The sequence below is a fragment of the Kribbella sp. NPDC051587 genome (genome assembly GCF_044453945.1).
Taxonomy (GTDB): Bacteria; Actinomycetota; Actinomycetes; order Propionibacteriales; family Kribbellaceae; genus Kribbella.
Window position 1 is genome coordinate 252,540 of record NZ_JBITDE010000005.1, and the last position, 21,551, is coordinate 274,090.

Genomic DNA, 21,551 nt, shown 5'->3' on the forward strand with positions numbered 1-21,551 from the left:
CGGTCCACCCCCGAACCCTTCGCCCACCCCCGAAACATCCCTTCGGCCCTCGCCGAAGTCGTCTACTCCGTACCGACCCCGGCCTAGCTCCCCAGACCTGTCAGAGGTCGCGGGCTATCCGGTCGAGGAGCTCGCCGGACTGGAGGACCTGGGCGCGCTCGTCGGGGTCGAGGCGGTGCAGGAGCTTGGTCAACTCGTCGGCGGCCTGGCGGCCGGACTCGGCGACGGTGGTGGCCCCGAGCTCGGTCAGTACGACGGCAGTCGCGCGACCGTCCACGGGATCCGGCTCACGCCGTACCAGGCCGGCCTCTTCCAGGGCCGCGACCGTGGTGGTCGCGGTCGGCTGGGAGCAGGGGACGCGGGTGGCGATCTCGCCGATCCGGATCGGTTGCTCGTCGGCGATCAGCATCAGGGCCAGGAACTGGGTCGGGTGCAGGACGGCGCTTCGGGTCCGGCGCAGGTACCGGACGATCCGGTGCATGCTCACCAGCAGTTGCAGGGTTTCCTGCTCCACGCGATCACCTCCGACGAGAAGCTCGATCCTGGCACATACACCCAAATCCGCCTACTGCCCAGTGACAAACGTCATAGATGCGTGGCCACTACACCGAGCGCGAACGCGAGCCCGGCGAGAGCGAGCATGGTGGTGGCGAGGACGATCAACCGCCGCTGCAGAACGGGCAGTTCGGCGGTGGTCGCGAAGACGCGGGCCGGCCAGTGCTTCCAGGAGACGTACCAGAAGATAACCGTTGCCATGAGCAACAACATCCCCTTGATCGCATGGATCCACCAGTGCTCGTCGTTGAGCAGCAGCAATCCCACCCCACTGAGTGTGATCGCGACGATCAGCCCGATCACCTTCCATCGGTTGCCTGAGGCAATCACCGTGGTAAGCGCCTCGCGGCCGGCCGCGTCAGGACCGAAGTACCGCTTCAGCTTGGGCTGGATCACGAACAACGAGTACGCCATCCCGCCCACCCAGGCCGCAGCCAGCCCGGCATGGATGATCGCGAGGACGGCGGTCATCGCGGTGCCGGGAACGGCAGCAGGCCGACCAGTTGCATGATCTTGCCCAGCGTCTCGACGACGTCGTCGGGCTTGGTCCGCCCGAAGATCGGATGCTCCATCACCAGGAGATCGTCCCCCACCACCGCCCAGGTATGCACCTTCGCCTGGCGCATGAACCGCATCAGTCCCGGATGCAGGAAGTACGCCGCCACCTGCGGATCGGTACCGACCAGTTTGTACCACCGGTTGAACTTCGGGTCCGGCGTCTGCGGCTCCGGACAGGGATCCACGTCGAACGCCGGATCGATACTCGACGCGATCTGGAAGAACGGCAGCGCCATCGGCAGCTTCACCACCCACACCGTGTCGATCGTGACGTCGTCGACGGTGTTGATCTCCCGATTCGTCCACGCATCATGCACATGCGTGACCTTCGGCCGCCGATGAAAGTCGAACGCCACGAACGGCACCTGGTTGAACAGCCCGTCCACCACCCCGAACGCGATCCGCTGATCCCCCCGCTCGGTGAACGGCAACACCCGCCACCCGTCCACCAACTCCGGCGCCTCAGCCCGAAACCGCCACCCCCACTGCTGCGCCAGCCCCCACCGCTCCTGATTCGTCTGCTCGATCCGCTTCGCCTCCAGCACCCGAAAACCCTAGCCGCCCCCAGGCCTACGCAGAGCGATCGCCGATACGGCGTTCGTCGGTACGGCGTACAGGGGTCGTCGTACCGCCTATCCGCAACCAGTGAAGCTCTTATGATCGAATAATTAGTTATCCGATCATAAGAGGTCCGGCCGGCGGCCGGGGCTGAACAGACGGACCCCGTACGCCGAGGTGCGGCGTACGGGGTCCGGTGGTGATACGGGACTCAGTCCTCGTCGGATTTGCCGGCGTCGAGGTTGGTTTTGATGAGGTCCATGACGGTGGAGTCGGCGAGGGTGGTGACGTCGCCTACCTCACGGTTCTCGGCGACGTCGCGCAGCAGGCGGCGCATGATCTTGCCGGAGCGGGTCTTGGGGAGTTCGGCGACGACCATGATCTGGCGGGGCTTGGCGATCGGGCCGATCTCCTTGGCGACGTGGTTGCGGAGTTCCTGGACGACGTCGGGGCCGCCGTCGCCGGCTTCGGAGCGGAGGATGACGAAGGCGGCGATGGCCTGGCCGGTGGTCGGGTCGGAGGCGCCGACGACGGCGGCTTCGGCGACCTTCGGGTGCGAGACCAGGGCGGACTCGATCTCGGTGGTGGACAGGCGGTGGCCGGAGACGTTCATGACGTCGTCGACGCGGCCGAGGAGCCAGATGTCGCCGTCCTCGTCCTTCTTGGCACCGTCACCGGCGAAGTAGACGCCCGGCCAGCGCGACCAGTAGGTGTCCTTGAAGCGCTCGTCGTCGCCCCAGAGGGTGCGGAGCATGGACGGCCACGGCTTGTCGATGATCAGGTAGCCGCCCGAGCCGTTCGGTACCGACTTGCCGGCGTCGTCGACGACGTCCACGCTGACACCGGGGATGGCCTTCATCGCTGCGCCCGGCTTGCCGGCGGTGACGCCGGGGAGCGGGGAGATCATGTGCATGCCGGTCTCGGTCTGCCACCAGGTGTCGACGACCGGCGCGTTGTTGCCGCCGATGTTCTCCCGGTACCAGATGTAGGCCTCGGGGTTGATCGGCTCGCCGACCGACCCGATCACGCGCAGGGTGGAGAGGTCGAACTTCTCCGGGATCTCCTTGCCCCACTTCATGAACGTGCGGATCGCGGTCGGAGCGCAGTACAGGATCGAGACCTTGTACTTCTGCACGATCTCCCACCAACGGCCCTGGTGCGGGGTGTCCGGGGTGCCTTCGTACAGGACGGACGTGGTCGCGTTCGCGAGAGCGCCGTACACGATGTAGCTGTGGCCGGTGACCCAGCCGATGTCGGCGGCGGTCCAGTAGACGTCGGTCTCCGGCTTGAGGTCGAAGACGCCCCACTGCGTGTACGACGTACCGACCAGGTAGCCGCCGGTGGTGTGCAGGATGCCCTTCGGCTTGCCGGTGCTGCCGGAGGTGTACATGACGTAGAGCGGGTGCTCGGCGTCGAAGGCCTCGGGGGTGTGCTCGGTCGACTGCTTGCCGACGAAGTCCTCCCACCACAGGTCGCGGCCCTCGACCATGGCGGTCTCCTGGCCGGTCCGCTGCACGACGACCACGTTGCGGACGTCGGGGCAGTCCACCAGCGCCGCGTCGACGGCGGGCTTCAGCGCGGCCGGCGCGCCACGGCGGTAGCCGCCGTCGGAGGTGATCACGACGCGCGCGTCGCAGTCGATGATCCGGTCCTTCAGCGCCTCGGACGAGAACCCGCCGAAGATGACCGTGTGCGGGGCGCCGATCCGGGCGCAGGCGAGCATCGCGACCACGGTCTCGGGGATCATCGGCATGTAGATCGCGACGATGTCACCGGCCTGGACGTTCAGCTCGAGCAGCGCGTTCGCCGCCTGGCTGACCTGATCCTTCAGCTGGGCGTAGGTGATCTCGCGGGTGTCGCCGGGCTCACCCTCGAAGTAGTAGGCGACCTTGTCGCCGAGCCCGTTCTCCACGTGCCGGTCGACGCAGTTGTATGCCGCGTTCAGCTTGCCGTCGGCGTACCACTTCGCGAACGGCGGGTTGCTCCAGTCCAGCGTCTCGGTCGGCTCGACGGCCCAGGTGATCCGCTTGGCCTGCTCGGCCCAGAACCCCTCGAAGTCGGCCTCGGCCCGCTCGTACGCGTCCGCCTTCAGGTTCGCGTTCGCCGCCAGCTCGGCCGGCGGCTCGAACCGACGCTCCTCGTGCATCAGGTTCGACAGGGCTTCGGACTGCGATGAATCTTCGTTCGGCACGTCGACGACTCCTCCTCGTAGCTTCGGCGCGTCGCAGCGCCCGCCCCCTTTCTACCAATGCAAACCCGCGCACGGAACCTTGGTATCGCCCAGCAGTCGTCCTCCTGCGCCGAACAGAACGACCAGTACGACGGGTGGTCTGACCCTGGCTCAGGATTCGCGGGCGTCGAGGAGATCGTCCCAGTGGTCGGCGGTCCAGTCGCAGAGGACGTAGAGCTGCTTGAGCAGGCCGTGACCGAGATCCGTGAGCTCGTAGGTGACTCGCCTGGATTCCGCGGTACGGCGGACGAAACCGTCCCGCTCGAGTGCGCGGAGGGACTGGGTGAGCACCTTCGGGGTGACGCGGGCCAGCGGAACGCGGAGTTCGGAGAAGCGGCGAGGGCCGTCCTCCAGGCAGCGGATGACCAGGGCAGCCCACTTGTCCGGGCCGATCCGGAACGGGAGCAGGGTCGACGGGCAGATCTCCTCGAACATGTCCGCGCGCAAGGCCTCCATGGTTTTCAGAGTATCCAAGCGGTAACCAACGTCCTGGCTACTTTCGGCCGCATGAGCAGAATCATGGTGATCGGCGCCCGCGGGCGCGCAGGGAAGGCAGCGGTCTCCGAGGCGGTGGCACGCGGTCACGAGGTGACGGCGGTCGCGCGTTCGGGCGGTGATGGGCTGGTCGACGGTGATGTGACGGATGCGCGGCGGATTGCCGAGCTGGCGGCCGGGCACGACGCGGTGATCGCGAGCGTCTACGACAGCGGCCCTACGTTCTTCAGTGACGCGAGTGAGGCGTTGGTCGACGGGTTGACCAAGGCAGGCGTCGAGCGGCTCGTGTGGGTCGGGCTGGCCTCGATCCTGCCGACCGCGGACGGTTCTCTCCTGATGGACACTCCTGGATATCCGAACGAGTACCGGTCGTTTTATCTGATGCACCAGGCGGCGTTGGACACTCTCCAGGCCTCAGCCCTCGACTGGGTATCCGTAGCACCGGCCGGCGACTTCAACCACGCTGCGCCCGCCCGAGTGGGCGGTTATCGGGTCGCGCCGGCTGATGCGAGCGAGCTGATCTCGTACGCCGATCTCGCGATCGCGCTCGTGGACGAGGTAGACCGCCCGCGGCACCACCGCTCGGCGTACGGGGTAGTCGCGGGGCAAGTGGTCTAGTTCGGATGCTCGCTGACGCCCCGGTTCGGCGGTAGGTTCGCGCGCATGACCGGGGCATCGGAGTACCTGCAAGAGGCGTTGGCGATCGCACACCGCGCGGCCGAGACCCAACTCGGCGCGATCGAGGTCGCTGCGTCACTGGTGGTCGACGCGTTCGCTGGTGGTCATCGGTTCTGGGTCTTCGGGACTGGGCACAGCCATCTGATTGCAGAGGAGCTGTACGGGCGGGCCGGCGGGCTGGCCGACGTACGGGCTGTTCTGGAACCGGGGCTGATGCTGCACGAGGGATTGACGAAGAGTTCGCTGCTCGAACGGCTGCCCGGGCTGGCCGACGTACTGCTGGAGGTCAACGACATCGCGGCGGGCGACGTCGTACTGATCGCCTCCAACTCCGGACGGAACGCCGTACCGGTCGAGTTCGCCCTGGGCGTGCGAGCCCGAGGAGCCCGTGTCATCGCGTTGACGTCGATGGCGCATACCGCCGCGGTCACGTCCCGAGCCCCTGGTGGGCAGCGGCTTTTCGAGACCGCCGATGTGGTGCTGGACAACTGCGGAGTGCCGGGTGACGCGCTGATCGCGGTGGACACCACTCCTGAGCGAACAGGTGCGACTTCGACTGTGGTTGGTGCTCTGCTGGTCCAGGCATTGACGGTGGAGATTGTCAGCCGGCTGGAGAAGCCGAACATTCTCCGCAGCTTGAACGCGTAGAGGTTTAATCGGCACTTTTGTGCTGATATCGGCACTATAGTGGGGATATGGATCTACGCCATCCGATCTCTACCGTCATCGCCACGCTGGATGGGCCGGTGCTGGCCGTGTTGGCTCGAACCTCCATGCCGTTGACGGGGAGGAAGATTCACCAGCTCGCCGAGTCAGGGAGCGAGACCGGTGTGCGCAAGGTCTTGCACAGGCTGGCCAGCACCGGTCTCGTGACCGCCACCGAGGTTGGTGCCAGTACGCAGTACCTGCTGAATCGGCAGCACGTGGCAGCGGACGCGGTCATCGAGCTCCTCGATCTTCGTGGCCGGCTCATCGAGCGCATGCGCCAGGCGATCGAGGCAGAGTGGGCGGAGAAGCCGTGGGCAGCATGCCTGTTCGGCTCGGCGGCGCGTGGAGATGGTGGCCCGGACAGCGACATCGACCTCCTGGTCGTACGCCCGACCGACCACATCGACCCGCCCTGGGAACAACAGGTCAGCTCGCTGTCCGACGGGGTCCACGCATGGACGGGGAACCACCTACAGGTCTATGACGTCAGCCCTGGCGAGCTCCGCACTCATATCGAGTCCGGTGAACCCATCGTGAAGGACTGGCTCCGCGACTGCGTAACGGTCTACGGAGAAGACTTCCGGCAGCTGCGAAACCGCCTGGCACACAAGGGAATTGAGCAGTGACACGAGCAGCCGCACGAACCGAGGACTGCGGCGTCGGGCAGGCGAGAGTGAGACTCCATCAGGCACGGGCCTTCCTCGACGCTGCCGATCTGGTCGGCCTTGAGGAGGACGACCTGGCGACTGACAATGTCGTTGCCGCCCTGTCCGTACTCGCCGGCATCGCCGCCGCCGACGCGGCCTGCTGTGCCGCGCTCGGCCAACGGTCGCGAGGACAGGATCATCGCCAAGCGATCAAACTGGTGGAGCAGGCCGGGGCCGACGGCAAGGTGATGGCAACGGCGTTGCGCCGCCTGCTGGACGTCAAGGACGGCGCCCACTACGGCATGGTCTACGTGACCGGCGAACAGGCGAAGGCCGCCTTTCGCAACGCGACCAAACTCGTCGACGGCGCCGGCAAGCTGTGCTGACTTCATCCGCGGGAAGGGCGGTCCGCGATCGCGGGTGACATCCGTGCGTCACAACCCATGCGCGCCGCGCCTTGCTCATCTCCACACCGAGCACACGTCCACCCCGTAGCGGTCGATCGCGGGCGTAGCCCGCAAACCCCGGGCGGCAGCCCGGGAGGAGCTGAGGGTGGGCGGGCAGCGCGCGGGCGAGCGCGACGAAGGAGCGACCGCGAACACGCGGGGAAGGGCTAGGTGGCTCGGTAGGCGACGGTGATGTCGTAGCGGTCGGAGCGGTAGGTGCTGCGGCCGAATTCGATGACTTCGCCGGAGGCGGTGCGGGGGGCTGAGGTGATGATGAGGCAGGGGGTGGTGGGGGCGATCTCGAGGAGTTCGGCGTCGTCGCCTTCGGGTGGGGCGGCGACGATGGAGGCGGAGACCATGCCCAGGGCTACGCCCCAGCGTTCGGCGAGGACGCCGTAGAGGGAGTTTGCGGCGAGGTCTACTTCGTCGAGGCCGGGGTAACGGCGCAGCGAGAGGGCGGTGCGCTCGATGGCCATGGGTTCGCCGTCGGCGGTGCGGAGGCGGACGAGGTGCAGGACGGGGGTGCCGACGGGCTCTTCGAGCTCGCGGGCCAGTACGTCGTCGGCTGCGCCGACCCGGTGCTCGAGGACGCGCGCGCCGGGGGTGATGCCGCGGTTGACCATGTCCTGGCTGAAGGAGGAGGCCAGCATCCGCGAGGGGCGGGGTTCGGCGACGAAGGTGCCACCGCCGGGGCGGCGGGCGGCCAGGCCTTCGGCGACCACGCGGTCGACCTCTTGGCGGACCGTCATCCGGGCCACGCCGAAGCGCTCGGCGAGGACACGCTCCGAGGGGAGCACGGTACCGACGGCCAGCGAGCGGGTGAGGTTCTCCAGGATCTCGCGGATCTGGTCACCCTTGGGCCGGTCGGGCCGCAGCTCGGTAGGCAGGTCGGCGAGGTCGCCGGGGTTGTTCCGTGGGCGGGCCATGAGCTCAGTATCCCTGGGAATGTGGCCGGCAAACCAGTTGCCGGGGGCGCTGACCGCGAACGTCGTACCGACCGGACGTGGTGCTTGCGGACTACCGCGACGGCGTTGGCGCGGTGGACCATGACAGCCCGACTGTAACCGCTGCCACCGACTCACGGCCAGTGACGAGTCAGGGTAGTTTTAACGTTATGCGTCGCGCACAGTTCGTGAACGAAAGTGGATCGAACGGCGAGTGGAAGCGGCAGGGCAACCGGTTCACCGACCGGATCAGCCGCGCTTCGGACTCGTCCCCCGGTGAGGGGCCGGACAGCGAGGGCCGCTGGCCGGTCGAGGCCGGGCGGTACCGCCTGGTGGTCAGCCTCGCCTGTCCGTGGGCTCACCGATCAGTCATCGTACGGCGGCTGCTCGGGCTCGAGGATGCGATCAGCCTGGCCGTGGTCGACCCGATCCGGGACGAGAAGGGCTGGCGGTTCACCCTCGACCCTGACGACCGGGACCCGGTGCTCGGGATCCAGTACCTCTCCGAGGCCTACCTCCGGACAGATCCCTCGTACGACGGCCGCGTCACGGTGCCCGCGATCGTCGACACCCTGACCGGTCTGGTCGTCACCAACGACTACCCGCAGATCACGCTGGACCTGTCGACCGAGTGGACCGACCACCACAAACCCGACGCCCCGCAACTGATCCCCGAAGATCGCACCGAGATGGACCAGCTGATCGAGGAGATCTACCGCGACGTGAACAACGGCGTCTACCGCTGCGGGTTCGCGACCGGGCAGGAGGCCTACGAGGCGGCGTACGACGCTCTGTTCGCCCAGCTCGATGTTCTCGAGGAGCGGCTGCAGGGCCGTGACTACCTGCTCGGCGACACGCTCAGCGAGGTCGACGTCCGGTTGTTCACGACGCTCGTGCGTTTCGATGCGGTGTATCACGGCCACTTCAAGGCCAACCGCACCAAGCTGACCGAGTTCCCGAACCTGTGGGCCTACGCCCGCCGGCTCTACCAGCGGCCGGGCTTCGGCGAGACGGTCGACTTCGACCAGATCAAACGCCACTACTACGTGACACACAACACCATCAACCCGACCGGAATCGTGCCCAAGGGCCCGGAGGCGAGCGTCTGGACTCGGTAGACTGACTACTGGGTGTGCCGGGAAGTCTGGTCGGCGATGAGTCGACCGACCCCGAATGCCGAAGGGCCCCTCATGAGCACCCGACGCGTCTTTCCCAACCTGCTCGACCGCGAGCGGACGTTCATCGCGGATACGTTGCGCGCCGAGACGACCGGCGGATTGCTGTTGCTCGGCGCCGCCGTCATCGCGCTGATCTGGGCCAACTCGCCGTGGCAGGACGCGTATCACCACCTGCGGGATCTGCAGCTCGGCCCGCTCACGGTCGAATCGTGGGCGTCCGACGGCGCGCTCACGTTGTTCTTCTACCTGGCCGGCGTCGAGCTCAAACGCGAGCTCGTGGTCGGCTCGTTGTCGAAGCTCAGCGAGGCCGTCGTACCGGTCGCCGCGGCGCTCTCCGGAATGGTGCTCCCGGCAATCATCTATCTGGCCGTCAACCTCAAGGACGGCAAGCCTCAAGGCTGGGCGGTGCCGACGGCAACGGATATCGCGTTCGCCCTGGCAGTGCTGGCGATCGTTGGCTCCTCGTTGCCCAGCGCGCTCCGAGCCTTCCTGCTCACGCTTGCCGTTGTCGACGACTTCGGCGCGATCCTGGTGATCGCGATCTTCTTCAGTCACGGCTTCCGGCTGGTTCCGTTGCTGGCGGCAACCGCCCTGATCGCCGTCTGGTACGTCCTCCAGCACTACCGCATCCGTACGGCGTTCCTCTACGTACCGATCGCGATCGCGGCCTGGTGGTTCATGCACGAGTCCGGGATCCACGCCACGATCGCCGGTGTCGCCCTCGGCTTCGTCACCCGCGTGGTCGCGGACCCCGGTGAGGACCACGCTCCCGCCGAACGCATCGAGCACCGGTTGCGGCCGTGGTCGGCGGGCCTCGCCGTACCGGTGTTCGCGTTGTTGGCGGCCGGGGTCACGTTGAGCGGCGACACCCTCAAGCAGTTGGTGACCGATCCGGTCGCGATCGGCATCGCCGCGGGGCTGCTGGTCGGCAAGACGATCGGCGTCTTCGGCGGGTCCTGGCTGACCGCGCGCTTCACGCGTGCCGAGCTGAACTCCGACCTCGCCTGGCGAGATGTCGCGGCCGTCTCGGTGCTCGCCGGAATCGGGTTCACCGTGGCGTTGCTGATCGCACAGCTCGCGTTCGCGGGTGACATCGCGCAGGTCGAGCGGGCGAAGGCCGCCGTACTGATCGCCTCGGTGCTCGCGGCACTTGCCGCTTCGGTGTTACTCGTCCGTCGCAACCGCCGGTACGCACGGTAGTGTCGGAGCACGGACGCACGGAAGGAGCACCATGAGCGGGGACGAGCCCACGGTCGGCCAACTGGTGGCCAAGGCGAGCAAGGACCTGTCCGACCTGGTCCGCAGCGAGGTCGAGCTGGCCAAGACCGAGCTCAAGAAGACCGCGGTCTCGGCCGGGACCGGTGTCGGAATGTTCGGCGCCGCGGGCTTCCTGGGGTTGCTCGCGATCATCTTGCTGTCCATCGCGCTGGGCTACGCCTTCGTGGCGATCGGCCTGCACCCGGCGCTGGCGTTCGTCGCCGCCGCGGTGGTCTACCTGCTGATCGCGGCCGTGCTGGTGCTGCTCGGCAAGCGGGCGCTGGGCAAGGCGAAGGGCCCGGAGCGGGCGATCGAGACCTCCAAGGAGTCGGTCGAGGTCCTCAAGGCGATCGGCAAGGGCGACTGAGCCCGGCGGGTGTTGTCGACCTCCTGGTCGACGGGCCCTGGTCGCACTCGCTGGTGGCGGCCAACGGGGCACGGTTCCACGTCGCCGAGTGTGGAGCGGCCGATGATCCGCTCGTCCTGTTCCTGCACGGGTTCCCCGAGTTCTGGTGGGCCTGGCGCCATCAGCTCCCGGCCGTCGCGGCCGCCGGCTATCGCGCGGTCGCGATGGATCTTCGCGGGTACGGCGCCAGTGACAAGACTCCTCGTGGTTACGACCCCTACACCGCCGCCGCCGATGTCTCGGGCGTGATCCGCTCGCTCGGCGCGACCGACGCCGTGATCGTCGGACACGGCTGGGGCGGTTTCATCGGCTGGTCGGCCGCCGTACTGGCTCCCCGTCAGGTGCGCGCACTGGCGGCCGTGTCGGCCCCACATCCGTTGCTGCTGGCCCGTTCCGGGCACACGAAGGCATTAGCCCGTACGGCGTGGTTCCAGCTGCCCGTGTTGCCCGAACGACGGTTGCTCGCGCATGACGGCGTACACATCGAGGAGTTGCTGCGCGACTGGGCTGCGCCGGGCGGATCGTTCCCTGACGCCGAGGCGTCGCGGCGTTATCGGGCGGCGTTGCAGGTGTGGCCGGCTCCGCATTGTGCGCTCGAATATCACCGCTGGTTCGCCCGATCCCGGTTGCGGCCGGACGGTCGGAAGTACTCTGCGCGGATGCGTACGCCGGTCGCCGTACCGGTGCTGCAGATCAACGGAGCGCAGGACCCGGCCGTCTCCCCCACCGCAACGACGCCGTCCGAATTGGTCACGGCGCCGCTGCGGCACGAGGTGATCACCCCCGCCGGTCATTTCCCCCACGAGGAAACCCCGGAGCTGTTCACCACCCAACTCCTCGACTGGCTCAGCTGACGACGACCTTCTCGGTATAGGTGGTGACGTTCCAGCGAGTGCCGTCGTAGACGGCGTGGAGCAGCGAAACCTCCACCATTCGATGCGCGAGCGCGCGAGTCACCGGATGGATCACGATCTGCGCGCTGTTGGAGTCGAAGACTCCGGACAGGTTCTGCAGGCCTTCTTTCCAGGTCACCGTGGCCACGTCCTGCAGTGACCGACTGATCGCTTCCTGCTCGGCCGGCCCCAACTGGGGAATGTGTCCCGGCGTCGGCACCGGTGGCCGCTTGCCCAGCGGGACACGCACCCCGGTGGAGACCGTCTCACCCCACGACTTGTGGATCTCCAGGAGTTTCCAGCCGCCGGCCGGGGCGTGGTCCTGCGCGATGGCCCGGATCGCCTTGGCCCACGCGGCCGCATCCGAGGAGACCGGGAGACCTGCTGACGCTGTTGGAGGCTGGTCGACGGGAGCGACCGGGTCGTTGCCGTGGACGGTGTAGAGCGTGCCGCCGAGCACGGCCAGTACGGCGGCCGCCGCGACCAGGACCGGGACGAGCGGGCGACGTTTAGTTGCCTTAGGCAAAAGAACGTCGGCCTCGTGGTCGGTGAAGGTTTCACGGAGGAGGTCGCCGAGTTGGTCGTCGGTGAGCTTGGGCATGTCAGTCCTCCTCGGTGGACAGGTGATCGCGCAGGTTGGCGAGAGCTCGGGAGATGTTCGATCGGACGGTGCCGACGGCGATTCCGAGGACGGCGGCGATCTCGTCGTCGGGAAGATCCTCGTAGTACCTCAGGACCAGTACGGCGCGTTGCTGGCGGGGCAGCTTGGTGAGCAACCGCCAGGTGGCGTCCTTCAGCGCCTGGCGGGAGCCGATGTCCTCGTCGGAGGGTCTGTCGATCGGCTCGGCGAGTGGGACCTCACGGTTCTTCAGGATGCGGCGCCAGCTGAGGAACTCGTTCACCAGCATCTTGCGCAGGTAGGCCTCGGGGTGCTCGAGGCCGCTGATCCGGCCCCAGTGGCGATGTGCGCGGGCCAGGACGGTCTGGGTCAGGTCCTCCGCGCTGTGCAGGTTGCCGGTCAGCATCAGGCCGAGGCGGACGAGCCGATGCTCGGTCGCGCGCACCAACTCGTCGTACATCACAGTCCCGTCCATGGTTGCCGTCACGTCTCTTGAACGCGGCGGCCAGGCGGATCTGCTGCGTTCTAGGTACAGGTTTTTGTGGAGACTTCCTGTGTCGCCGTCGCGCCGTCGCGGGCGTCGTCGGAGACCTGCTCGGCGGTCAGCACGTAGCCGGTGCGGTTGTCCTCGACCGAGGCCGCGAACACCACGCCGTACACGGTGCCCTTGGCCGACAGCAGCGGGCCGCCGGAGTTGCCGGGGCGGACCGAGGCCCAGATCGAGAACGCCTGCCGGGTGACCGTGCGGTCGCCGTAGATGTCCGGTCCCCGCAGGCGCTCCTCGGAGCGGATCCGGGCCGGCTCGGAGTCGAAGGGACCGTTCTCCGGATACCCCAGTACGACGGCCGGGTCGTCGGCCTTGGCGGCGAAGTCGAACTGCAGTGGCTTGATGTCGAGCTTCGGCACGTACAGGACGGCGATGTCGACCTCGGGGTCGAACAGGACGACGTTCGCCTCGTAGGACTTGCCGTTCACCTCCACCTGCGGGGAGCCGACACCGGCGACGACGTGCGCGTTCGTCATCACGCGTTGCGGCGCGTAGACGAAGCCGCTGCCCTCCAGACCGCGGGAGCAGTTGGCCACGCCGGTGACCTTCGCGATCCGGGTGTAGGCCTGCCGGACCAGCGGCTGCCGGGCGATCGCGCTGTCCGGCGGCTGGGTGTCGCGGATCCGCTCCGGGACGAACGGGTCGAGGAACCGCGGGAACAGATCGGTGTTCACCACGTCGTTGAAGGCCTGCAGCGCGTTGTCAGCGCCGCTGGGCAGCACCTGGTCGACCTTGGCGAGCACGGCCGAACCGCGAACCGCCGAGGTGACGCTGGGGATCCGGGCACCGCTCACCGCGACGCCGAGCACCCAGGAGACGATCAGCACCGAAGCAGCAGCCAGTACGGCGCCGCCGAGCGCGTCGACCGCCTTCACCGGGCTCCACGAGATCTTGTTGCGCAGCCTCGACCCGATCACGGCACCGACCGTGCGGCCGATCGAGGCCAGGATCACCACCAGGACCAGGGCCGCGAACGAGACCGAGACGCTCGGCGAGAAGTTGTCGAGCACCCGCGGGACACCCCAGACGCCGATGGCGGCGCCACCGAGCAGCCCGAGCGTGGCGCACGCGCCCAGCACGAAGCCTTCGATGTACCCCGAGATCGCCACCAGCACGGTGACGACCACCAGCGCCCAGTCGAGGTTGCTCACTCCACATCCTCCGGATCGTTCCCGCCAAGGTCGTGTTCGATGGCGGTCATCCGCCGGACGTCCGCCGACCGGCTGCCCTCACTCCGCCAGGCCGCTTCCACCAGTCGGTCGGGTAAAGGTACGACGTTCGAGGGGTCCCAGTCGCGCGCCCAGCCGCCGAGCAGCAGCAATTTGTCCAGCAACCCCGCGGTGAAACCCCAGACGAACAGGTCACCGACCAAGAACGCCGGACCGGTGAACCCGGACGGGTGCAGGCACATGACCCGATTGGCGGGCTCGCTCAGCACCGATACCGGGACGGTGTGGACGGAGGCCACCTCGGCCGGGTCCACCACGGCCACCGGCGACGGCGTCCGCCACCAGGCCAGCACCGGCGACACGCCGAAGTTGCTGACCGGAACCCAGAGCGCCGGCCAGACCGCGAACGGTACGACGCCGGCCGGCTCCAGCCCGGTCTCCTCCAGGGCCTCCCGGAGCGCCGTCTCCACCACGCCGTCGTCCTCGGGGTCGACGCCGCCGCCGGGGAAGGCGATCTGGCCGGCGTGTTTACGCAACGTCCAGGACCGCTCGGTGAGCAGCACCTCGGGGCCGTCGTTGCCTTCGGCAAGCAGGATCAGCACGGCGGAGTTCCGCACCGATGGGTCGTCAGGCGGCAGGAAGCGGGAGAGCACGTTCGGATCGACGTCCGCGGAGGCCTTGGCCAACGGGTGCAGCCAGTCCGGGATCTCGACACTCTCGAACGTCACAGTGAAACTCCCAGTTTGTCCTTCACCAGCTGGTCGAGCTGCTGCTGCGAGGTCAGCACACCGTTGTGCAGGAAGACCTTGCCGTCCTTGTCGACGAACACGGTCACCGGCGGACCGCCGACCTTGAACGGCTTGCGCACCAGCTTGTCCGAGTCGACCAAATGCGGGTAGCTGAGCTCGCGCTCCAGCGCGAACTGCACCGCCAGCTCGGGCCGCGGATCGGCATAGTCGATCCCGAGAATCTGCAGCTTGCCGGCAGCCTTCTTCTGCAAAGCAGCCAGGTACGGCGCCTCATCCCGGCAGGGCGGGCACCACTGCGCCCACACGTTGATCACCAGCGGCCCGCGCAGGTCGGCCAGCCGCATGTCCGGGCCGCCGCCGAGACACGGCAGGGTGACGTCGGGCAGCCCGTTACTTACCGGCGGCCGGGACTGGGTCGGCGGGCACGCGACCAGCTTGTCGGCTCCTGGGACCGCGGTCGGCCCGGCTTCCGGCGTACTGGGCGTTGGTCCACAGCCCGCCAGAACCGTCAGGAGGACGGCGGCCGCCAGTGCACGCCTCACGCCGCCGGGACCTTCACCAGCTTCGCGGCGGACTCGTAGTCGGTCGGACCAGCGCCGTACGAAGGACACCACTGGGCGATCGGACAGGCGCCGCAGGCGGGCTTCTTGGCGTGACAACGGCGGCGGCCGTGGAAGATCAGCCGGTGCGACAGCATCGTCCAGTCCTTCTTCGGGAAGAGGGCGCCGATGATGTGCTCGACCTTGACCGGGTCCTCCTCCTCGGTCCAGCCGAACCGGCGGACCAGCCGGCCGAAGTGCGTGTCGACGGTGATGCCGGGGATGTTGAAGGCGTTGCCGAGGACCACGTTCGCCGTCTTGCGGCCGGTGCCGGGGAGCTTCACCAACTCCTCCAGCTTCCCCGGAACAACTCCGTCATACTCGTCGACGAGGACCTGGCCGAGCTTCATCACGCTGTTGGTCTTGGCCCGGAAGAACCCGGTCGGCTTCAGGATCGCCTCCATCTCCTCGCGGTCGGCCTCGGCCATCGCCTGGGCCGTCGGGTACTTCGCGAAGAGCGTCGGCGTCACCTTGTTGACCATCACATCGGTGGTCTGGGCCGACAGGATGGTGGCCACGAGCAGCTCGAGCGGATTCGTGAAATCGAGCTCACAGTGAGCGTCCGGATAGGTATCGGTGAGCACCTTGTGCATCTTCCGGGCCCTGCGGACGAGCTGGCTGGACGTCTCGTCGGCGAACACCGGAGCCTTGCGGGGGAGCTTCAGCGTCACCGTCTCCAAAGCCCCGGGAACAGGCAGTACGGCGGTGTCCGCGACACGCTGGGATGGCATGCAGGCCAGCCTACTTGCGCCCACCTACAGAATTCCGTCGGCCGAGCTCGTCACACCCAGCCCGCGTCGGTGGCGATCCGGACGGCATCCACCTGGGTGCGCGCATTGAGCTTGGCCGCGATCGAACTCAGGTAGTTGCGGACCGTCGCGGTGGTGAGGAACAGGTCGACCGCGATCTGCTGTGCCGCCGCGCCGCGGGCAGCCAACCGGAGGACCTCGACCTCGCGCGGGGTCAGCGGGTTCGGGGGCAGCGTGAGCGCCGCGGCGGCCACCTTCGGATCCACCACCCGGATGCCGGCCACGACCTGCCGGATCGCTTCCGCGAGAGCCTCCGGAGAGACGTCCTTGCTGAGAAACCCGCCCGCCTGCGACGCCATCGCCCGCCGCAGGTTCGCGGGACTGCCGAACGCGGTCAGGATCAGCGTCCGGCAACTGGGCAACTGCTCGCGGAGCGCGGCGGCAGCGGCCAGTCCGTCCTGGCCGGGCATCTCGATGTCGACCACGGCGACGTCCGGCCGCACCTCGAGCGCGGTGGGCACGATCAGGTCTCCGCAGTAGACCTCGGCCACCACCTCGAAGTCCTCGTTCCGCTCGAGCAGGTTCTTCAGCGCGGCCCGGAACAGCTTCATGTCATCGGCCAGCAGAACGCGGATCACGAGGCTCCTTCATGCCGTCCGGCACCCAATGACTGCATGACGGATTCACAGTGCAGAAGGTGATCACGTATCTGTCCCCGGATCCACTCCGACCGCAGACTCTCAGCAGGGGCAGTGCTCCCCGAAAGTCCCTTGCCCAGAACCATTGATCCGCAAGGAATCCCATGATTCTCATCACCGGTGGCCGCGGCGCGGTCGCCAGCCACCTGACCACCTTGCTGACCGGACACGACGTACGCCTGGCCTCGTCGGACCCCGGCAAGCTCGGTGTCCCGTCGATCAAGCTCGACCTGACCGACCCGACCACCTTCAAGGCCGCTCTGTCCGGCGTCGACTCGGTCTTCCTGTACGCCGAATCCGCGCACATCACCGAGTTCGTCACCGAGGCCGAAGCCGCCGGCGTACAGCAGGTCGTCGTGCTGTCCACCGCGGCCGTCCTCGGTCTCGATGCCGCCGACGACCACCTCGCGAAGTCGCACCTGGAGGTCGAGAACACGGTCCGGGATTCCACGCTCGGTACGACGATCCTGCGGCCCGGCGCCTTCGCGGGCAACGCGAGCGCCTGGGCCTGGCCGATCAAGACCGGCCGGCCGGTGAGTCTCCCGTTCCCCAACGCCCACAGCGATCCCATCCACGAGTACGACGTCGCCGAGGCCGCCTTCACGTTGCTGACCGAGCCACGGTTCCAGGAACGGGAGTACGTGCTCAGCGGACCCGAGTCGTTGACCTTCGCCGACCAGATCGACCAGCTCTCCACCGCCATCGGCCGGCCCATCGCCGTCAACCACGTCACTCCCGAGGAGTGGAAGCAGGAGATGGCCGACTACGTCGCCGCGCCGTACGCCGACGCACTCCTGAACTGGTGGAGGTCCAACGACGGCAAGCCTGTCCGGCTGACCGGAACCGTCGACCACCTCACCGGCCACGCCGCTCGTTCCTTCGCCACCTGGGCGCAGGACCACCTCAACGACTTCTGACGACAGGACTCGCATGCGCATCTCCAGAACACTTCTGGCCGTCATCCTGCTGGCGGCAACAACTGCCGGCTTCACAGCATCACCTGCCGCCGCGGCCGACAGCGCCTTCCTCTCCCAGAACAGGTACCTCGACAACTACGCACCGGTGGGCGCACCTCCGATCTGTATCGACCGCAAGATTTACATTGCTCAAGGCAACTACCTCTGGAGTGAGTTCGTCGACAGGCTGGACGAGTGGAGCTCCCGCACCATCTACCTGAAGGCTGATACCTACACCTGGAGCGTCTGCATCCAGGTCGTCGGAAAGTACGCGTACAACGTCTCGAAGTACCAAGAGACCAGCCGGCTTCGAGGATCGGCGGGCGGCGAGGCCTCCCCGCTGTCCGCCCTGAACTACCTGGGCAGCAGCAGCGGCGCATCCCGGACCTACAACTGGGGATCGGAACTCCTGCCGCTCGACTGACCCGCCGGGCCCTCAACCAGGTTTGACCTGGGTGCGGGCCCATTCGGCCCACTCCTGCTGCATCGCCGCGAGGCGCTGGCCGTACTCCAGGGCGATCCGGCCGTAGACGGAGAGGTTCGCATCGTCCCAGTCGATCGACTCGTCGAGCTTCGTCAACTCGGCGTGCAGTCCCGCCGCCTGGGCGGCCTGCCCGTCGAGGTAGTCGCGCGCCTGCTGGGGTGTGAGGACGCCGAGGAAGAAGACCCTGAGCAGGACGTCGCTGCGGGTGCGCTGCGGCTCGGTCTCGGTCAGCCAGCGACGGAGCTCGGCCAGGCCGGGATCGGTCAGCGTGTACTCCTTGCGGCCGCGCGGACCTTGCTCGGACACCACGATCAGGCCACTGTCGGCGAGTTTGGCCAGTTCGCCGTACAGCTGGCTCTGGGTGGCCGGCCAGACGTTGGCCAGCGAGGTCTCGAAGGTCTTCAGCAGGTCGTAGCCACTGGCGGGGTGTTCGACCAGCAGCCCGAGCAGGGCATGTCGCAGGCTCATGTCGCCCATCCTACATTCCACTCTTGACATGTCTAGAGTGGAGGTTCTACTTTCGACATGTCGAGATTGGAACCTCCGATCCGATCCTCAGCTAGGAGCACTGCTCATGTCGTACTTGCGGACCTTCGCCCCGTGGATCGTCTACGCGATCATCCCGTCGGCCCACTGGAACTGGGCCGCACTGATCGCCCTGGTCCTCTCGATCGGACTGATCGCCCAGCAGACCCGGTCCGGCCGCACCCTCGACGCCCAGATCATCGAGATCGGCTCGGCCGTCTTCTTCGCGGCCATCACCGTCATCGCGTTCGTCACGCCGGACAGCGGGCTGCACCCCTACACCCCGGCGCTGTCGTCGGCCGCGCTCGCCCTGATCGCCGGTGCGTCGCTGGCCGTGCGGAAGCCGTTCACGCTGGGAATCGCCAAGCAGACCACGCCCCGCGAGTTCTGGGGGCAGCCGCTGTTCATCCGCACCAACGTGATCATCACGAGCGTCTGGACCGCGAGCTTCGCTGTCGCCGCGATCGCGCTCGCCACCCTCGCGCACTCCGGCGCGACCACTCGGACCATCGTCCAGATCGCGGCGTTCGTCGTACCGATGATCTTCACCGTGCGCTACGTCGCCCACATCCAGGCCAAGGCCGCCCAGCTCCGGACCAGGTGAAGGGCATCTCATGCAGACCGCACCGCATCTGACCGGCAACTACGCCCCGGTCGACCAGGAACTCACCGCCCACGACCTGCCGGTGACTGGTCAGATCCCACCTGAGCTGACCGGTTGGTACCTGCGCAACGGGCCCAACCCGCACGACGCCGCCTCCGGGCACTGGTTCTTCGGCGACGGCATGATCCACGGCGTCCGGATCGAGACCGGGCGCGCGGTGTCGTACCGCAACCGCTGGGTCCGGACCTCGACCTTTACCGACGGCGCGAAGGTCAACGACGCCGAGGGAAATCTGGATCTGACGGCCGGCGTCGCGAACACCCACGTCGTCCGGCACGCCGGTCGCACGCTGGCCCTGGTCGAGTCCTCCTACCCCTACGAGCTCACCCGCGAGCTGGACACGGTCGGTTCGTACGACTTCGACGGCAAGTTGCGGACGGCAATGACCGCCCACCCGAAGACCTGCCCGACGACCGGGGAACTGCACTTCTTCGGCTACAGCCTCCGAGCGCCGTACCTGACCTATCACCGCGCGGACGCGACCGGGGAGTTGGTGATCAGCCGGCCGATCGACGTACCGGGCGCCACGATGAACCATGACTTCAGCCTGTCCGCCGGGCACGTCGTCTTCATGGACCTGCCGGTGGTCTTCGACCTGGCAGCGGCCAGGTCCGGCGGCGGGATGCCCTTCAGCTGGAACGACGGGTACGGCGCCCGGCTCGGCGTACTGCGCCGTGACGACCCGTACGGCGAGGTGCGGTGGTTCGCGATCGACCCCTGCTACGTGTTCCACACGCTGAACGCCTATGACCAGGTCGGACCGGACGGGCACGAACAGATCGTCCTGCACGTGATGCGGTACCCAGAGCTGTTCCGGAAGGACAGCGCGATCCCGCAACAAGCGGTGCTGTGGCGCTGGACGATCGACCTGACGACCGGCGCCGTACGCGAAGAGCAATGCCACGATCGCGCCGCGGAGTTCCCCCGCATCGATGACCGGCTGGCTGGGTTCGCGACCCGGCACGGCCATGCCACAGTGGCCCGGACGCCCACCGGAGGTCCTGGTTCTGGTGCACTGATTCGCTACGACCTGCACGATGGTGGGGTCACGGCCCACGAGTTCGGTCCGGGCCGGACGCCGGGCGAGGCCGCCTTCGTCCCGGCCGACAGCCGACCCGGGGGTGACGGGTGGCTGATGACCTATGTGTACGACGCCAGCTCCGACACCAGCGACCTGGTGATTCTCGACGCCACCGACCTGACCGCACCGCCGGTGGCGGCGATCCACCTCCCGGTCCGGGTCCCGTACGGGTTCCACGGCAACTGGCTCGCCGATCAGGCCTGACTTCAGGGGGTCCGGACAAGCCTTCCCGGGCCGCCGAGACGCGCCGGAGGTGGCCTACGTGGCGTGGCCGACACCGGAGGGGCTACGGTTTTGGGGCGAGCGAGTGGATACGCTCATCTCGCCGGGTGGGGTGATCCCTCCTCCGTAGTCGTGGTCGAAGGTCCTAGGAGGCCCCAAAGTGGATGCCACAGTGATCAAGCAGGCGCCGCTGTTCAGTCAACTCGACGACGAGGCAGCCGACGCGCTGGCCGCGTCGATGACCGAGAGCCGGCTGCGTCGTGGCCAGGTGCTGTTCCACGAGGGCGACTCCGGGGACCGGCTGTTCATCGTCGTCGAGGGCAAGGTCAAGCTCGGCCGCACCTCGGCCGACGGCCGGGAGAACCTGCTGGCGGTGCTCGGCCCGGGCCAGATGTTCGGCGAACTGTCGCTGTTCGACCCCGGACCGCGCTCCTCCACGGTCACCGCCGTCACCGACGCCTCGATGATGTCGCTCACCCACGACGAGCTCCTGCGCTGGCTGGCCGGCCGCCCCGAGGTGGCCCGCGGCCTGTTGCTGCAGCTGGCCTCCCGCCTGCGCAAGGTCTCCGACGTCGTCGCCGACCTCGTCTTCTCCGACGTCCCCGGCCGCGTCGCCAAGGCCCTCCTGGACCTGGCCAGCCGCTTCGGCCGCACCGCCGACGACGGCGTCCACGTCCACCACGACCTCACCCAGGAGGAGCTGGCCCAACTCGTCGGCGCCTCCCGCGAAACGGTCAACAAGGCCCTCGCCGACTTCGCCTCCCGAGGCTGGGTCCGCCTCGAACCCCGCTCCGTCGTACTGCTCGACGTAGACCGCCTCCAGCGCCGCGCCCGCTGACCCACCCCCGCCCCACCCCGCCGTACCGGCTCCCGCACCCCGCCGTACCGGCCCCCATTTGGCTGGCTAGGCACCGATATCAGGGGTTTTGCACTCAT

General features: G+C 67.8%; 27 protein-coding genes. 13 read left to right on the top strand and 14 right to left on the bottom strand.

Annotation, left to right across the window (positions count from 1 at the left end; translation table 11 throughout):
• Window positions 1–100: 100 nt before the first annotated feature.
• From ACIA49_RS20430 to ACIA49_RS20450, 5 genes are all read right to left on the bottom strand, one after another.
• Complete coding sequence (locus ACIA49_RS20430; protein WP_396378770.1) at window positions 101–514, bottom strand: MarR family winged helix-turn-helix transcriptional regulator; 414 nt, start codon at window positions 512–514, stop codon at window positions 101–103.
• 71 nt (window positions 515–585) lie between these two features.
• Window positions 586–1,026 carry a hypothetical protein gene (locus ACIA49_RS20435; RefSeq protein ID WP_396378771.1) on the bottom strand — a complete coding sequence of 147 codons (441 nt, stop codon included), beginning with the start codon at window positions 1,024–1,026 and terminating at the stop codon, window positions 586–588.
• Window positions 1,023–1,658 carry a hypothetical protein gene (locus tag ACIA49_RS20440; RefSeq protein ID WP_396378772.1) on the bottom strand — a complete coding sequence of 212 codons (636 nt, stop codon included), beginning with the start codon at window positions 1,656–1,658 and terminating at the stop codon, window positions 1,023–1,025. The genes ACIA49_RS20435 and ACIA49_RS20440 overlap by 4 nt, the downstream gene beginning before the upstream one ends.
• 224 nt (window positions 1,659–1,882) lie before the next feature.
• Window positions 1,883–3,817 (bottom strand): acetate--CoA ligase, encoded by a 1,935-nt coding sequence (gene acs / locus ACIA49_RS20445; RefSeq protein ID WP_396379036.1) that lies wholly within the window; start codon window positions 3,815–3,817, stop codon window positions 1,883–1,885.
• A gap of 195 nt (window positions 3,818–4,012) precedes the next feature.
• On the bottom strand, window positions 4,013–4,357 hold the full coding sequence (locus ACIA49_RS20450; RefSeq protein ID WP_396378773.1) for a winged helix-turn-helix transcriptional regulator: 345 nt from the start codon (window positions 4,355–4,357) through the stop codon (window positions 4,013–4,015).
• Between the two features lie 51 nt (window positions 4,358–4,408).
• Here ACIA49_RS20450 and ACIA49_RS20455 point away from each other — a divergent pair, with 51 nt between their 5' ends.
• Genes ACIA49_RS20455 through ACIA49_RS20470 form a run of 4 tightly spaced genes read left to right on the top strand, consistent with a single transcriptional unit; the run spans window position 4,409 to window position 6,815 of the window.
• Complete coding sequence (locus ACIA49_RS20455; RefSeq protein WP_396378774.1) at window positions 4,409–5,014, top strand: NAD(P)-dependent oxidoreductase; 606 nt, start codon at window positions 4,409–4,411, stop codon at window positions 5,012–5,014.
• A 45-nt stretch (window positions 5,015–5,059) separates the two neighbouring features.
• Window positions 5,060–5,722, top strand: a complete 663-nt coding sequence (locus ACIA49_RS20460) for a sugar isomerase domain-containing protein (protein WP_396378775.1) — start codon at window positions 5,060–5,062, stop codon at window positions 5,720–5,722.
• Window positions 5,723–5,769: 47 nt separating this feature from the next.
• Window positions 5,770–6,408 (top strand): nucleotidyltransferase domain-containing protein, encoded by a 639-nt coding sequence (locus ACIA49_RS20465; RefSeq protein ID WP_396378776.1) that lies wholly within the window; start codon window positions 5,770–5,772, stop codon window positions 6,406–6,408.
• Between the two features lie 47 nt (window positions 6,409–6,455).
• Entirely contained in the window at window positions 6,456–6,815 is a 360-nt protein-coding gene (locus ACIA49_RS20470) for a hypothetical protein (RefSeq protein ID WP_396378777.1), read from the top strand.
• Between the two features lie 227 nt (window positions 6,816–7,042).
• Here ACIA49_RS20470 and ACIA49_RS20475 read toward each other — a convergent pair whose 3' ends face one another.
• On the bottom strand, window positions 7,043–7,801 hold the full coding sequence (locus ACIA49_RS20475) for a GntR family transcriptional regulator (protein ID WP_396378778.1): 759 nt from the start codon (window positions 7,799–7,801) through the stop codon (window positions 7,043–7,045).
• Between the two features lie 188 nt (window positions 7,802–7,989).
• Between ACIA49_RS20475 and ACIA49_RS20480 the strand changes: the two genes are divergently transcribed.
• The 4 genes from ACIA49_RS20480 to ACIA49_RS20495 all read left to right on the top strand — a co-directional run bounded on the left by ACIA49_RS20480 (window position 7,990) and on the right by ACIA49_RS20495 (window position 11,514).
• Window positions 7,990–8,937, top strand: a complete 948-nt coding sequence (locus tag ACIA49_RS20480) for a glutathione S-transferase family protein (RefSeq protein ID WP_396378779.1) — start codon at window positions 7,990–7,992, stop codon at window positions 8,935–8,937.
• Between the two features lie 72 nt (window positions 8,938–9,009).
• Complete coding sequence (gene nhaA / locus ACIA49_RS20485; RefSeq protein WP_396378780.1) at window positions 9,010–10,197, top strand: Na+/H+ antiporter NhaA; 1,188 nt, start codon at window positions 9,010–9,012, stop codon at window positions 10,195–10,197.
• A 31-nt stretch (window positions 10,198–10,228) separates the two neighbouring features.
• Window positions 10,229–10,621 (top strand): phage holin family protein, encoded by a 393-nt coding sequence (locus tag ACIA49_RS20490; protein ID WP_391548632.1) that lies wholly within the window; start codon window positions 10,229–10,231, stop codon window positions 10,619–10,621.
• A gap of 53 nt (window positions 10,622–10,674) precedes the next feature.
• Window positions 10,675–11,514: an alpha/beta fold hydrolase gene (locus ACIA49_RS20495; protein WP_396378781.1), complete on the top strand. Its 840-nt coding sequence runs from the start codon at window positions 10,675–10,677 to the stop codon at window positions 11,512–11,514.
• Here ACIA49_RS20495 and ACIA49_RS20500 read toward each other — a convergent pair.
• Genes ACIA49_RS20500 through ACIA49_RS20530 form a run of 7 tightly spaced genes read right to left on the bottom strand, consistent with a single transcriptional unit; the run spans window position 11,507 to window position 16,623 of the window.
• Window positions 11,507–12,154 carry a hypothetical protein gene (locus ACIA49_RS20500; protein ID WP_396378782.1) on the bottom strand — a complete coding sequence of 216 codons (648 nt, stop codon included), beginning with the start codon at window positions 12,152–12,154 and terminating at the stop codon, window positions 11,507–11,509. The genes ACIA49_RS20495 and ACIA49_RS20500 overlap by 8 nt on opposite strands.
• Before the next feature lies 1 nt (window position 12,155).
• Window positions 12,156–12,647 carry a SigE family RNA polymerase sigma factor gene (locus tag ACIA49_RS20505; RefSeq protein ID WP_396378783.1) on the bottom strand — a complete coding sequence of 164 codons (492 nt, stop codon included), beginning with the start codon at window positions 12,645–12,647 and terminating at the stop codon, window positions 12,156–12,158.
• A gap of 50 nt (window positions 12,648–12,697) precedes the next feature.
• Window positions 12,698–13,870: a MarP family serine protease gene (locus ACIA49_RS20510; RefSeq protein WP_396378784.1), complete on the bottom strand. Its 1,173-nt coding sequence runs from the start codon at window positions 13,868–13,870 to the stop codon at window positions 12,698–12,700.
• Window positions 13,867–14,616 (bottom strand): NUDIX hydrolase, encoded by a 750-nt coding sequence (locus ACIA49_RS20515; protein ID WP_396378785.1) that lies wholly within the window; start codon window positions 14,614–14,616, stop codon window positions 13,867–13,869. Before ACIA49_RS20515 ends, ACIA49_RS20510 begins: the two co-directional genes overlap by 4 nt.
• The gene (locus ACIA49_RS20520; protein WP_396378786.1) at window positions 14,613–15,179 is read right to left on the bottom strand and encodes a redoxin domain-containing protein; all 567 of its coding nucleotides are present in this window, start codon (window positions 15,177–15,179) and stop codon (window positions 14,613–14,615) included. The genes ACIA49_RS20515 and ACIA49_RS20520 overlap by 4 nt, the downstream gene beginning before the upstream one ends.
• Window positions 15,176–15,967, bottom strand: coding sequence for an endonuclease III (gene nth, locus ACIA49_RS20525; RefSeq protein WP_396378787.1), 792 nt, complete (start codon window positions 15,965–15,967; stop codon window positions 15,176–15,178). Before nth ends, ACIA49_RS20520 begins: the two co-directional genes overlap by 4 nt.
• A 50-nt stretch (window positions 15,968–16,017) precedes the next feature.
• Window positions 16,018–16,623 carry a response regulator gene (locus tag ACIA49_RS20530; RefSeq protein WP_396378788.1) on the bottom strand — a complete coding sequence of 202 codons (606 nt, stop codon included), beginning with the start codon at window positions 16,621–16,623 and terminating at the stop codon, window positions 16,018–16,020.
• A 164-nt stretch (window positions 16,624–16,787) separates the two neighbouring features.
• On the opposite strand from ACIA49_RS20530, the gene ACIA49_RS20535 reads away from it, so the two are divergent.
• A complete protein-coding gene (locus ACIA49_RS20535; RefSeq protein WP_396378789.1) occupies window positions 16,788–17,600 on the top strand; it encodes an NAD(P)H-binding protein in 813 nt (270 codons plus the stop codon).
• 13 nt (window positions 17,601–17,613) lie between these two features.
• Window positions 17,614–18,063, top strand: coding sequence for a hypothetical protein (locus ACIA49_RS20540; protein ID WP_396378790.1), 450 nt, complete (start codon window positions 17,614–17,616; stop codon window positions 18,061–18,063).
• A 12-nt stretch (window positions 18,064–18,075) separates the two neighbouring features.
• Here ACIA49_RS20540 and ACIA49_RS20545 read toward each other — a convergent pair whose 3' ends face one another.
• Window positions 18,076–18,591, bottom strand: coding sequence for a PadR family transcriptional regulator (locus tag ACIA49_RS20545; RefSeq protein WP_396378791.1), 516 nt, complete (start codon window positions 18,589–18,591; stop codon window positions 18,076–18,078).
• Window positions 18,592–18,697: 106 nt separating this feature from the next.
• Here ACIA49_RS20545 and ACIA49_RS20550 point away from each other — a divergent pair, with 106 nt between their 5' ends.
• From ACIA49_RS20550 to ACIA49_RS20560, 3 genes are all read left to right on the top strand, one after another.
• Window positions 18,698–19,252, top strand: coding sequence for a hypothetical protein (locus ACIA49_RS20550; RefSeq protein ID WP_396378792.1), 555 nt, complete (start codon window positions 18,698–18,700; stop codon window positions 19,250–19,252).
• 10 nt (window positions 19,253–19,262) lie between these two features.
• Window positions 19,263–20,597: a carotenoid oxygenase family protein gene (locus tag ACIA49_RS20555; RefSeq protein WP_396378793.1), complete on the top strand. Its 1,335-nt coding sequence runs from the start codon at window positions 19,263–19,265 to the stop codon at window positions 20,595–20,597.
• Window positions 20,598–20,775: 178 nt separating this feature from the next.
• The gene (locus ACIA49_RS20560; RefSeq protein WP_355466031.1) at window positions 20,776–21,453 is read left to right on the top strand and encodes a Crp/Fnr family transcriptional regulator; all 678 of its coding nucleotides are present in this window, start codon (window positions 20,776–20,778) and stop codon (window positions 21,451–21,453) included.
• Window positions 21,454–21,551: the final 98 nt, after the last annotated feature.

Excerpts from the sequence above, each read along its gene's own strand:
- ACIA49_RS20500 (WP_396378782.1), bottom strand. The coding sequence starts at position 12,154 with ATGCCCAAGCTCACCGACGACCAACTCGGCGACCTCCTCCGTGAAACC.
- ACIA49_RS20450 (WP_396378773.1), bottom strand. The coding sequence starts at position 4,357 with ATGGAGGCCTTGCGCGCGGACATGTTCGAGGAGATCTGCCCGTCGACC.
- ACIA49_RS20505 (WP_396378783.1), bottom strand. The coding sequence starts at position 12,647 with ATGGACGGGACTGTGATGTACGACGAGTTGGTGCGCGCGACCGAGCAT.
- ACIA49_RS20465 (WP_396378776.1), top strand. The coding sequence starts at position 5,770 with ATGGATCTACGCCATCCGATCTCTACCGTCATCGCCACGCTGGATGGG.
- nhaA (WP_396378780.1), top strand. The coding sequence starts at position 9,010 with ATGAGCACCCGACGCGTCTTTCCCAACCTGCTCGACCGCGAGCGGACG.
- ACIA49_RS20490 (WP_391548632.1), top strand. The coding sequence starts at position 10,229 with ATGAGCGGGGACGAGCCCACGGTCGGCCAACTGGTGGCCAAGGCGAGC.
- ACIA49_RS20480 (WP_396378779.1), top strand. The coding sequence starts at position 7,990 with ATGCGTCGCGCACAGTTCGTGAACGAAAGTGGATCGAACGGCGAGTGG.
- ACIA49_RS20475 (WP_396378778.1), bottom strand. The coding sequence starts at position 7,801 with ATGGCCCGCCCACGGAACAACCCCGGCGACCTCGCCGACCTGCCTACC.
- ACIA49_RS20540 (WP_396378790.1), top strand. The coding sequence starts at position 17,614 with ATGCGCATCTCCAGAACACTTCTGGCCGTCATCCTGCTGGCGGCAACA.
- ACIA49_RS20435 (WP_396378771.1), bottom strand. The coding sequence starts at position 1,026 with ATGACCGCCGTCCTCGCGATCATCCATGCCGGGCTGGCTGCGGCCTGG.
- ACIA49_RS20550 (WP_396378792.1), top strand. The coding sequence starts at position 18,698 with ATGTCGTACTTGCGGACCTTCGCCCCGTGGATCGTCTACGCGATCATC.
- ACIA49_RS20535 (WP_396378789.1), top strand. The coding sequence starts at position 16,788 with ATGATTCTCATCACCGGTGGCCGCGGCGCGGTCGCCAGCCACCTGACC.
- ACIA49_RS20555 (WP_396378793.1), top strand. The coding sequence starts at position 19,263 with ATGCAGACCGCACCGCATCTGACCGGCAACTACGCCCCGGTCGACCAG.
- ACIA49_RS20455 (WP_396378774.1), top strand. The coding sequence starts at position 4,409 with ATGAGCAGAATCATGGTGATCGGCGCCCGCGGGCGCGCAGGGAAGGCA.
- ACIA49_RS20545 (WP_396378791.1), bottom strand. The coding sequence starts at position 18,591 with ATGAGCCTGCGACATGCCCTGCTCGGGCTGCTGGTCGAACACCCCGCC.
- ACIA49_RS20460 (WP_396378775.1), top strand. The coding sequence starts at position 5,060 with ATGACCGGGGCATCGGAGTACCTGCAAGAGGCGTTGGCGATCGCACAC.
- acs (WP_396379036.1), bottom strand. The coding sequence starts at position 3,817 with ATGCACGAGGAGCGTCGGTTCGAGCCGCCGGCCGAGCTGGCGGCGAAC.
- nth (WP_396378787.1), bottom strand. The coding sequence starts at position 15,967 with ATGCCATCCCAGCGTGTCGCGGACACCGCCGTACTGCCTGTTCCCGGG.